This window comes from Pararhizobium capsulatum DSM 1112, from assembly GCF_030814475.1.
Classification (GTDB): Bacteria; Pseudomonadota; Alphaproteobacteria; order Rhizobiales; family Rhizobiaceae; genus Pararhizobium; species Pararhizobium capsulatum.
The window spans coordinates 650,817-662,478 of record NZ_JAUSVF010000003.1; the positions used below are offsets into that span (position 1 = coordinate 650,817).

Sequence of the window (11,662 nt, forward strand, 5' to 3'; positions counted from 1 at the left end):
ACTCACACCCCAGCAGCGCGCGTCTTTGGCTTGCTGGAAGACGGCCTTCTCAACACATCGGTGTTTGTAGGCGATAGGAATATGATGCATGAACTATTCGTAGGCTTTCCCTGAGGTGCGTCGTCAGACGAGCAATCGAACAAAGGCCCAGGCTAGAATATGGAGACCTCCCGTGCCGACGAGCCATGACCTGAAAGGTCTGATGAAGTTCCTCGCGCGGGAAGAATGGCGCGAATGCTTCGACGAGGTGTTCTACGACCATTTCGGGCCGGTCCTGGATGCTGGCGACATTGACTTCGACGACATTGCCGAGACCCTCGGCGAGGTTTGGGCCATGACGCTCTGGGGTTGCGCCTTCGAGGATTTCCTGACCCAGGACTTCGAGGTCGAGGGCGGCAACATCGTCGACGAATATCTCAAACGTCGCGGCTGGAAGGAAAATGCCCACGCAAAAACATATATGAAGGCGCTGCGCACTTCAGTCATGAGCCTTTACGAGGTCAGTGAGATCGTGCCGGGTAAATCGCTCGTTGCGCGCGACCTTGTTCGCGGGGGCGACCCGATCGCGGTCAGTGAGGAAACAGCAACCAAAACGCTTAAGCAATGGGACCGGATTGCCGCCCGTATTGTGCCGTTCCTGGGCAAAAATGTCTTCGCCGGAGGCCTTTTGCCGTTCACACCGCAGGCCACCGATGCGCTGTTCGATGGCCTGCGACAGATGTTCGGCAAAAGGAATGCGAAGAAGCTGCCGGTCATCAAAGACGAGGAGCTTCAAGCCGCGGCCTCGATGTTCACACTGTCATGGCTGTTCGATACGCTTGAGAGCGCCATGGGGCTGCCCTCGATGCAAAACGCCGATGGTGATGAACTCATATTCCACGATGTCAGGTTTCCATTCGCCTCCGGAGTTTCCCAGAAGGATATTTCCGCACGGGTGGGCGACATCCCCGGCATGGTGCAGGAGAGCGCAGAATTCTGGAATTGGCTCGAGCAAAAGCCAAAGTATGACGCCCGCAAGCGCAGTGCCCCGTCCTTCGAGACCACGATGGAAAACGGCGCGCGGGTGCGGGGAAATGTGGAATTGAAGGGGAAATTCCTGCACCTTGCGACCAACTCGGTAGAGCGCGCGCAAGATGGAACGACCTTGATCCAACAGGCTCTCGGGGATCTCGTCCGTGCACCTCTTACCGAAATCCGCACCGTGGAGCAGATGATGGCTGAACGGCCGGCCCAAGACCAGAAGGAAGCCACATCCGAAATCCCGCCCGAAATTGCCGAGCAGGTCGTTCACCCATTCATGGACCGGCAATATCGTGAAACTCTTGATCAGCCAGTCGGAATGCTCGGCAACAAGACCCCCGCCGAAGATCGGTCGAGATGATTGTCGAGAATGGAGCGCACCGAGCCATAGCTTCGAGCGCCGATTTCCAAAGCCCGGCCACAGGCCGCATTGACCCTTTCGCGCTCAAAAGCCTTGACGAGGCGGATGATGCCCAGGCAAGCCCGGTAACCTTGCTCGGGATGCGGCCGATCGGCTAAAATCCGCTCACAAAGCAATGCGACGTCCAATCCGATTGCCGACGCCTCGCGGCTGATGCGCTCGATCGTCCAGTCGGCAAAGCGACGATGGGATGATGGCATATGCTCCGGCGTCGTGGTGTGCTTGCCATTGCCGCTCGAGCGCCGGTGGGCCGCGATCCGCTGACCTTTATGGAAGACCTCGATGGTGTTGGCCGTAATGTGCGCCTCGACCTGCTCACGGGCAAACCGATAAGGCACGGAGTAGTAATGCTTGTCGATATCGACATGATAATCGAGGCCAGCCCGGCGGATTTTCCATTCCGCAAAGACATATCGTTCGACCGGAAGCGGACACAGGGCCGGATAATCAAGCTCTTCGAACAACTGCCGTCTTGTACGCCCAACGCGGCGTAGCACACGACGATCGTTAAGATCATTGAGCAAGTCTGCGATCGCCGCGTTTACATCGGCAAGGCTGTAGAACACACGATGACGCAGGCGCCCGAGAAGCCAGCGCTCGACGATGCGAACCGCAGCCTCGACTTTCGCCTTGTCAGGCGGACGACGCGGCCGTGTCGGCAAAACGGCACTGCCGTAGTGAGCCGCCATTCCGGCGTAGGTGCGATTGACCTGCGGATCAAAAAGGCAGGCTTTGATCACTGCGACCTTGGCATTATCAGGGACAAGCAATGCGGGACCCCCGCCAAAGGCCTCCAGCGCCAGCAGATGGCATTCGATCCAATCTGGAAGCGTTTCGCTCCAGCGGGCATGAGCGAAGGAAAGGCTCGATGCCCCGAGCACGGCTACGACCAGATGCCCCTGCCGCGTCTTTCCCGTTACTCTGTCGATGACAACCGTCACCGTGTCGCCGGCATAATCGACAAACAGCTTTTCGCCGGCCACATGGTCCTGGCGCATCGTCACCGGCAACTTCAATGCCCAACCGCGATACAAATCACAGTAACGACTGTAGCGATATCCGTCAGGGTGGAGGCCGATATACTCGTCCCACAAAATCTGAAGCGTCACGTGCTTGCGCTTCAGCTCGCGGTGAACATGCGCCCAATCCGGCTCGGCGCTGCGACGATGACCCGTCTTCGTGCCGGAGGACTTTAGTCTCTCCGCTGGCATCGCGTTCCTTCCTCTCAGCGCAACTGAAAGGTCGAACGTCTCACCAGCAGGACACCCCCACAAACACCCCAATCAGGGGCGACATCATCTCGGAATCAGGGGGCGACATGCCTCGGAATTTGCAGATTGTTGAGCCGGACGACTTTTCCAAGGCTAAACACAGCTGTGGCCGCGCGCTTCATCGTCAATGATTGTGGCGTGGCAACTTTTCCGCAAGCTTGCTGAATTCCGGGGCGCCTTCAATGACGGCGCCATCGGACAATTGCGTCACGGTGCGACGATACAGCATCTGCCAGGGCGTGGCATCGGCCGGAACGGCGGGACTGCCGTCTGCCTTACGCCGCCCGATCTCTTCCGGCTCAACCAGCATGTTGCAACGTGAGCGCGACGAATAACCCACCTTCCATTGATGTGCAAACTCAGGGCAGAACCAGCCGGGTTTGATCGTGATCGGCGGATGATGTCGGCGCTGCGCACATAGGCAAGGCCGCCGCCGGCGACACTTTCCGAGGAGGCGTTCTCTTCCTGTCGCCTCGAGCGTCGACGACAACGATGTCGCCCGGGGCTTAAATGGACGCGGGCATCTGCGTTCTTGGATGCCCGTGCGCCATCAACCTGTGTTCATTTCCCGCAGCTTTGTAATGAACTGTTGCGGCCGTAGCCAGATGCCGGGCGTCTTGTAGCCCATATGCCGTGCGATATCCGCAACAAAGGCGTTGCAATTATAAACCGATGCCTCCCAGAGATGGGATTTTGCCTGCAGTTTGCGTATATACGCAACTGTGTCTCTATATTCATCATCAGTCAGCATCACGCGCCAGCTTGCCGACCTGTACTGTTCTTCAAGGTCACCGTCTGTTGCTCCAGTCGAAGCCTGAACGGGTATGAAGTGGCCGACGACATAGGACGCGGCATCAGGAGAAGCTGGGGCAAGTCCTGCGACTTCGGGATTGATCATGTTTCCGTTCTTATCCGTCCGGCCGAAAACGACATAGGTGTGGCCGTAGGTTAGCGCATAGCGGGAGCGGAACTCGATGAAATACCGATTTGATTTGTTTTCGGCCGCATTGGTTGGAGCGAGGCCCCTGCCGTTGGACGTATAATGCGGTAACGGTCTTTGATCTTCTGTCTGGCACGATGATAGAACAACCGCCATCACAATAACTAGCGGCACACCGCCTCTTCCAAGCGCCATTAGTAAGCTCCAGATGCAGGCCCTGACGAACACGAGCCCGAAGTCAGCATTAAGTCCACGCGTGCGCTGTGAGTTGCGAAGAAGCACAAGCCTGGCGGTTTATGGTGTACGAAGAGGAAGGGTCAACGTGACCCTTCCTCAAGTATCAAACGCGGTATGCTACTTGTAGACTGCTTCCGCCGGCGGTGGGGCCTTCCCCTTGCCTTTGCCAATCGTCCCACAAGCGCTCAGATTGGCCACGGCAACCATCGCAACGATCACGAATAGAATTCTGCTTATCATGAAGTCCTCTTCTCATAATGGGATAGCTTTCGAAGGCTACACCTTAAAGTTTAGCGACAATCAGCACCCTGAATAGGGCAGATATGCATGAACCATGCAACGAATCTACACTAGCAGATGCATATCAAAATACTCAATCTGGCGATTCAAATGGTAAACAGCGTCAGATAACCACCACGCGTGTACCAACACGAGCTCGAGAGTAGAGGTCGAGAATGTTCGCATTCGTCAAGCGAATACAGCCATTCGAAACTGCGTGGCCTATCGACCACGGAGCGTTCGTTCCGTGCAAGCGGAACAAGGTATCCTGTCCGCCCTGGTAGAGATAAAGCGCCGCTGCACCGAGAGGGTTGAGTGGCCCTCCCGGTACTCCATCGGCATATTTCGCCAGCCGGGGTTTCCGCTGTATCATATCCTCGGTGGGCTTCCACGAAGGCCACTCCGCCTTGCGGCCGATGGTGGCCTCACCCTTGAAACTCAGTCCTTCCTCTCCGACGGCAACGCCGTAGCGAGTGGCTTGTCCACCCGCCTCTACGAAGTAGAGGTAACGGCTCGCCGTATCGACGACGATAGTTCCAGGCGGTTCCCTGCCGCTATACGCAACCTCCCGTCGTCAATAGCGGGGATGGATGTCCGGATCCATCGAAAATGCGTACCCGGTTTTCACTCGCAGGCGTTCAGATAAAACTCTCTGTAATGAAGAACACCGGAAAAGGTGGTGGTATGACTTTACCACGGGGAAACGAGCAGGGGCAGTACATCGCCAAATTTCCCTCAACGGCATTTCCTAATGTTTCAGAGAACGAATACGCCAACCTTGCCCTAGCAGCGGCGGTTGGCATTGAAGTACCCGAAAAAGAGCTTGTCGAGAAATCCGACTTCGAGGGCATTCCCGATGAATTCGACACTCTGTACGACGGAAAGGTTCTGCTCATTAAACGTTTCGACCGTGGCGCAAGCGGCCAACGCGTCCATATAGAGGACTTTGCTCAGGTCTTTGGCATTAATCCTTCACGTAAATACGAAGGCGCCGCATACCATGACATTGCCTCCGCTTTGGGGGCTGCCGTGTCGTCCAAGGCGGCCCTGGAATTCGTGCGCCGTCTCGCACTATCGGCGATCACCGGCAACGGTGACATGCATCTGAAAACTGGTCGTTGATCTATCGCGGCGATGGTTACAAGCCCGAGCTCGCGCCGATCTACGATGTGTTGTCAACTGTGCCATATATTCCTACTGACGCGATGGCGCTTTCGCTGGGAGGCGAATGATCCTTCAAAGCGCTCAACGCGCAGCGCTGGAAGATCTTTGCCAATCGAGCAAGACTGCCGGAGCCTGCGGTGCTCAAGGCAGTTATCGAAACCGTTGAACGGGTCAACGCCTACTGGTGGAGCCTCCAGGAACGCGAGGTAGTGCCGGAAAATGTGCTCCGACGGATCGATGCCCATGTGAAGTTGATGACGCCAATACTTAGGACTTGCGCCGATCGGTGAGAACTCCGGCTCAGGATGAGAGAGACGGTGTCGTCCAGAGTTGTCCTACGCGGCCTCCCAAACCCGGTTTAGAATCTTGGCCGCGAGTGCTGCCCCGCTATCGGAGAACGACAAGGTACTGGGCATACAACAAATCGCCCCAAAATAAACTTCCAAGGAACTTGACCACTTAACCACGATTGTCACGCGGATTGTATTGGAACATTTGAAGGCAGAATCCAGCCACAGGCACGAGGCAGACGACACGAGTGAATAGCATTTCCCCCCTGTTAAAGGAAAAATCGCGGGCTGTCTTGTAGCCTGAGGCGCAAGCCCGCGGACCCTGTACTTTAGAGGGAGTTGACAGACCGAGAGATCAGCGGAGACTGGCCAGAGCTTGGTGGCTGGTTCTGCCCTTCAGGTTTCTTCTATTGAGTGGCCCGACTGGTACCAAGGTACTCGACCGGAATTTCACTGTCAGAAGTTGGTGGGTGCCAGTCAATCCCCTGACTTTCGCACGGTGGACGCCGGGCTACGGAATTTTACCTCTATGAACGTCGAGGCAAACACCTGATTTCGGCGCTGCAACATGGGTCGTCAACAACGCAACACCAGTGCGGAGTTTATGCAGATGGCTGCTTACTACGGCAACGACGGTGATAATTTTGTTACCGCATTCGACGGTTACCGATATTTCTATACCGGACCCGGTCAGGACGACATTTATCTCAATGTGACTGCCGCGTTTGGCTATGTCGAAGCCGGCCCCGATGACGATACTGTTTGGGCCATAAACGGAGCATACGGCGATCTCTACGGTGGTAGCGGCAACGACCGGTTTATACTGGGAGCCGGAGGAAACAACGTCGAGGGAGGCTTTGGAAATGACTATATCGCTGCTGCGGGCGGCGGGAACTTTTTAGACGGTGGACAAGGTATCGACGCAATCGTCGGCGGCCCAGGTGACGACGTAATTTTCGGCGGTGTAGGTAACGATTCTGTCGCTATTCAAATTACAGCCGGTTCTGATTGGGGCATCTGGCGAACAACAGTGAGCGCTGGTCTATATGGCGGTTTGGGCTCGGACTACATCGATGGCGGCCAGGGCAATGACAGCCTATTTGCCAACGATGCGGCGATGACCTCCGACCCGGGCATCGACGAGATGCGTGGCGGCTCGGGCAATGATGAGTACTTCATCGCCAACAGCAGGGACAAGATTTTTGAGTCGGTGGGTGATGGCACCGACACAGTGTGGACGAACCGCAGCTACGCCCTCCCCATGGGTCAGGAGATCGAGTTCCTGTTCATCAAACCTGCCAATACCGCCGTTGTTGGCATCAATTTGACGGGCAACGCGTTCGCAAACACAATCCAGGGGAACATTGCGGCGAACATCATCAATGGCGGGGGCGGGGCCGACAAAATGTTTGGTGGCTCGGGGAACGATACCTATGTCGTGGACAACGTCGGCGACGTTGTAAACGACGGCGGCAACGATCCGGTCGATCTCGTAAAGTCTTCGATCTCGTTCAGCCTTGTTGCTTCGGCGCATGTGGTGGGAAAAGTCGAGAATCTGACGCTGATGGGTGCAGTCGCCATCAACGCAACCGGCAATGCGTCAAGCAACGTGATCACTGGCAATACCGGCGCCAACATTCTGAATGGCGCGGCCGGCAACGACACGATCAATGGCGGCGGCGGCAACGACTACATTTATGGGGGAGCCGGCAATGACAAGCTGACTGGTGGCGCGGGTAATGACAACTTCGTCTTCAATACGGCAATCAGCGCCGCAACAAATGTCGACACCATCCTGGATTTCAACGTGATTCAAGACACAATCCGGCTCGACAACGCCGTGATGCCCGGACTTGGCAGTTCGATGGTTTCCGGTGAGTTCTGGAAAAGCACGTCAGGCGCCGCCCACGATACCAGCGACCACATTATTTACGAGACCGACACCGGAAAGCTCTTCTATGACAGTAACGGCAGTGCCTCCGGCGGTTCCACACATATTGCCACGCTCAGTGCAAACCTCGCGCTTACCTACGCGGACTTGCTGGTAATCTAATCCGTTGACTGCGGCGGAAATGCTTCTCCATGTTCCACTGGCAGTATCCGTGCACATTGAAATTCCGCCTGAAGGGACCGGATATCCACGGCGAGGGAACCTACACAACGAAGAAGTCGTTGGCAGTGACCGGACCGCCGGCTGTAGTGATGTCGAACTGGAGGGTGTCGAAGGTGCCGTCGCCGTCAAAGTCGATTTGGGCCGTGATCAGTGCATGGTTCGTACCGTTGAAACCGCTAAACTGCGCGCTCCCTGTGGGAGAGGTGTCGACTTGAACTTCGTCAACGCCTGCATCAAAGTTGTGAATTTGGTCGATACTTCCCAGGTCCGCTTGGGTGAACACGAAGATATCACGATCCTTATCCGTACCACCGTCGAGATTGTCTGCGCCGGCACCACCGGCCAGCGTGTCCGCGCCGATACCGCCATCGACAGTGTCGTTGCCGGCCCCCCCTGAGATATTGTCCAGACCGTCTCCACCGAAAATGCGGTCAACTCCATCGCCACCCTCGATGATGTCGTTGCCGTCATCGCCGTGGAGCACGTCGTCACCGAATCCACCGCGGATTTCGTCGTTACCAGCGTCGCCATGGATCAGGTCGTCACCGCCGCCTGTCGTGGGCGAGAAACCCCCGTCGATAATGTCGTCTCCGTCACCACCGTTGAGGATATCGTTCTGGGAGCCGCCGTCGATGTTGTCGTTCCCTTCGGCGCCGTTGACGGTATCAATGCCGTCACCGCCGGCGAGGAGGTCGTTTCCGAGACCGCCATGGATGAGATCGTCGCCGGCGTCGCCGCGGAGATTGTCGTCACCACCACCGCCGTAGAGTTGATCTTTCCCTGCCCCACCTTCGATGATGTCCGCACCGTCTGTGGCGGAGACGATGTCGGAGCCGCCGTAGAGGATGTCGTCACCCGCGCCGCCGGTGAGGGTATCTTGGCCATCGCCGCCGAAGATAGTGTCGTTGCCGCCGTCGCCGTTAAGGCGGTCATTGCCAGCGTTGCCTTCGAGGTGGTCGATACCGTCCCCTCCCGCGACGATGTCGTCGCCCGCGCCGCCGAACAGGAAATCGTCGCTGCCTGTTTCGCCGCCGTCACCCGCAATGGTGTCGTTTCCGTCGCCGCCGCCGATATTGTCATTTCCGCCACGACCCGTCAGGACGTCGTCACCGGAGCCGCCATTGATGCCGTCGTCGCCGTCTTGGCCGTCGATGGTATCGTTACCGGCGCCGCCCTCGATGGCATCGTTTCCGAGACCGCCGAAGATTTGGTCGTTGCCGGCATCTCCGTATATCTGGTCGCCATCGTTGCCGCCGTCGATCGCGTCATCGCCGTTGCCGCCGACGATCAAATCGACCCCGGCCGCCCCGTACAAGAAGTCGTTTCCGTCCTGCCCCACGAAGTGATCATCGGCGGCTGAGCCAACTATTCTGTCAGAAAAGTTCGACCCGGAATAAACACTGGAAGCCGGCGGCGTGAAGTTCTGGATCGCGGTGCCGCCTGTGAAGTAGCTGACTTCTTCCGCTTTCGTGACATCGACTCGCGCTGGCGCGTCATCCGTCTCGAATTCAAACCAGCCTGACCCCAGATTGATGTCCGCGCTGGCAGGGGCCGCAGAAAAATTAGCGTTGCCGTCGGCGTCGACCCACGGGTGGGGCGGAGGAGGCGGTGGGGCGAGTATGACGTTGGCTGCATGGATGCTATTGACGATGCCCTGGGTGGTGTTCACGAAGAGAGCAACTTTGCCCGCGTCGTCGTCGAACCCGTATATGCCAGAGGCCGTTTTAACCACCACTCCACCAAGCGCGATATCGTGGGCGGTCAAGTATGCCTTGGCAACAGTGATGTTAGCGAACGTACCGTTCGCATTTAAAGCGTTCTCGACAAAACGGTAGAGACCTGTGTCGCTCAGGTCGATTTTGTCGATCGCCTGAAAATCTTGAAGCGTGTCGCTGGCGGCGAGGATTGAATCCCCGGCCTGGAACTTGAAGGTGTCCGCACCAGCCCCACCCTTGAGAAAGTCGGCGCCCGCGCCACCGTCGAGAGCATCGTCGTCGTTTCCGCCATTCAAGGTATCTTTGCCCGCACCGCCGCGCAGGATGTCGTCGCCGCCGTCGCCGTTCAAAGTGTCGTTACCGCTATCGCCGGCGATGGTGTCGTTTCCGATGCCGCCGCGGATTTCGTCGTTTCCGACGCCTCCTTCGATGATATCCGCCCCTGTGTCGCCTGTTATAGTGTCGTTCCCGGCACCGCCATCGATATTGTCGTCCCCGTCGTCGCCTTTGATGTTGTCGTTGCCGTCGCCGCCTCGGATAACGTCGCGGCCGAGACCGCCGCGGAGCGTGTCGGAACCGATGCCGCCGAGGAGAGCGTCGTCGCCATTGCCACCCTTGAGGAGGTCGTTCCCGCCGCTGCCGTAGAGAACGTCGTTACCAGCACCTCCGTACAGTTTGTCGTTGCCTACGCCTCCGTACAAGCTGTCGACGCCAGAGCCGCCGACGAGGGTGTCGTTTCCGGCCCCGCCCAATAATCTGTCGTCACCGTCCTCCCCGTACAACCTGTCATTGCCGGTGCCGCCTAGAAGTTTGTCGTTTCCCATGCCGCCGCGTATGAAATCATTGCCGCCGAGACCGCTGAAGTCGTCATCTCCGGGCAGCCCGCCGATCTTGTTGTTGCGTCTGTTTCCGAAGATGCTGGCCATCTATTCCTCCCTTGATTTGGCAATACGAAATGGCGCGCTGGGGGACGCGCCGCGTTAAAGAATTTGATGGGACCAACCAGCGCTCCTGCACAACTCGACGGTTACGCCACAGCAGGCGCACAATAGGCACGAGCAACGACATTGAAGCCCCTCCGCAGTATCCCCGCCTTATTCAGTAACACGGTCACCCTGAAAATGAGCTCTGTTCTAAAGGCGGAATCGTCTACCAACTACGGGCGACCGACACCTCAGCCTTGAGCTCGTTTCAAGTCTTTCGTAATTATTGAGCTACCCCGTCGTTGAACCACGCGCTGTCGACCCAAGCGGCAAAGCCAGACCTACGAACGGATCGATAATTGTCGACTTGGTATGGCGAGATAGTCGCTAGCGGTTGGAATGGAGGGAAGGCGGCGCTCATATAAGGCTCGGCGGTTACCCAACAGCGGCGAAATCGGGGATCGTTGGCCGCCATCGGCGTTGTCCATGAGCAGCAGTGGATAGCTCCCCAGATGGCCGAAAGAAAGCCGTAGCCCGAACTGCGATCGTGATAACACCCGCCCACGCGCCAACAGCGTCGTGCCTTCAAGGCCTCAGATGTGATGGCGGCTTCGACTAACATGTTCAGGCCTTTTGCCGAGACGTGTGCAGGGCGCCACCGTGACGCTCGCCACTGCTGCCAAAGGAAAACCGCCACCGAGGTTTTTTGACAGCCAGCGAGCGCGTACTCGGCGAAGAGCACACTGGACCGTTATGTTCACCAGGCCGTCGACAACCCGCTCGAGCCTGCTGGCGAAAACGTCGCCAAAGACCCTTGAATGTAGCCTCCAGGCTAATCCAGGCGGCTTGTGACTTGTGTATGACGTTTTTGTGACAAATAGAAACGCGCGCCAATCAACGAAGGCAGTGTCATCTTGGGAAAAAACACAACCAAAGTTATCAAGCGCTGCTTGAGGGAGCGACAGTGGGAAATTCCGATGTTGCGCTTCTCGACTTTGTTCAGACGCACTGCCCCAAAACGTCCAGCAATAGGTTGGTAAGCGCCGCCCTGTTGGCATTGACCGATCCTCATGTGAAGGATTCCAATATCCTGCTCACGATTTACGCCCTTGCAATCAAGGAGCGCACTAAGGAACTCGGTGGCGACACAGGACAATCGGACAAGGTTGCCGCCGAAACTGTGACAGCTCTTCTGCGGACCAAGACAAAAAAGAGGGAGATCGGTTCGGCTGAACCTTCGCTCGTAACTGGTGCGGGAGGCTAGGCCACCGACGTCCGCCAACGGCGAT

Annotated in this window: 6 protein-coding genes and 4 pseudogenes; 3 read left to right on the forward strand and 7 right to left on the reverse strand. The window is 57.3% G+C overall.

The features are described 5' to 3' along the window. Window positions 1–172 precede the first annotated feature (172 nt). On the forward strand, window positions 173–1,381 hold the full coding sequence (locus QO002_RS28295) for a DUF7986 domain-containing protein (protein WP_307236228.1): 1,209 nt from the start codon (window positions 173–175) through the stop codon (window positions 1,379–1,381). Here QO002_RS28295 and istA read toward each other — a convergent pair. From istA to QO002_RS28320, 5 genes and pseudogenes are all read right to left on the reverse strand, one after another. Then, window positions 1,327–2,634 (reverse strand): annotated as a pseudogene (gene istA / locus QO002_RS28300) (IS21 family transposase); the annotation flags it as partial. The gene QO002_RS28295 and the pseudogene istA overlap by 55 nt on opposite strands. A gap of 202 nt (window positions 2,635–2,836) precedes the next feature. Then, window positions 2,837–3,028: pseudogene (locus QO002_RS31045) on the reverse strand (dihydroxy-acid dehydratase); the annotation flags it as partial. A 234-nt stretch (window positions 3,029–3,262) separates the two neighbouring features. Next, window positions 3,263–3,847, reverse strand: coding sequence for a hypothetical protein (locus QO002_RS28310; protein ID WP_307236229.1), 585 nt, complete (start codon window positions 3,845–3,847; stop codon window positions 3,263–3,265). A gap of 159 nt (window positions 3,848–4,006) precedes the next feature. Further along, window positions 4,007–4,126, reverse strand: a complete 120-nt coding sequence (locus QO002_RS28315; RefSeq protein WP_307236295.1) for an ABC transporter — start codon at window positions 4,124–4,126, stop codon at window positions 4,007–4,009. Between the two features lie 166 nt (window positions 4,127–4,292). Then, a pseudogene (locus QO002_RS28320) lies at window positions 4,293–4,772 on the reverse strand (L,D-transpeptidase). 2 nt (window positions 4,773–4,774) lie between these two features. On the opposite strand from QO002_RS28320, the pseudogene QO002_RS28325 reads away from it, so the two are divergent. Both QO002_RS28325 and QO002_RS28330 read left to right on the forward strand, forming a co-directional pair. Beyond that, window positions 4,775–5,622: pseudogene (locus tag QO002_RS28325) on the forward strand (type II toxin-antitoxin system HipA family toxin); the annotation flags it as partial. A gap of 610 nt (window positions 5,623–6,232) precedes the next feature. Beyond that, window positions 6,233–7,675 carry a calcium-binding protein gene (locus QO002_RS28330; RefSeq protein ID WP_307236232.1) on the forward strand — a complete coding sequence of 481 codons (1,443 nt, stop codon included), beginning with the start codon at window positions 6,233–6,235 and terminating at the stop codon, window positions 7,673–7,675. Window positions 7,676–7,775: 100 nt separating this feature from the next. Here QO002_RS28330 and QO002_RS28335 read toward each other — a convergent pair whose 3' ends face one another. Then, entirely contained in the window at window positions 7,776–10,376 is a 2,601-nt protein-coding gene (locus tag QO002_RS28335; protein WP_307236234.1) for a calcium-binding protein, read from the reverse strand. Window positions 10,377–11,205: 829 nt separating this feature from the next. Next, the coding region (locus QO002_RS28340) for a hypothetical protein (RefSeq protein ID WP_307236236.1) at window positions 11,206–11,662 on the reverse strand (457 nt) is incomplete at its 5' end.

What these genes read in the sequence shown, in the direction of transcription:
- QO002_RS28310 (WP_307236229.1), bottom strand. Translation starts at nt 3,847, where the DNA reads ATGGCGCTTGGAAGAGGCGGTGTGCCGCTAGTTATTGTGATGGCGGTT.
- QO002_RS28330 (WP_307236232.1), top strand. Translation starts at nt 6,233, where the DNA reads ATGGCTGCTTACTACGGCAACGACGGTGATAATTTTGTTACCGCATTC.
- QO002_RS28335 (WP_307236234.1), bottom strand. Translation starts at nt 10,376, where the DNA reads ATGGCCAGCATCTTCGGAAACAGACGCAACAACAAGATCGGCGGGCTG.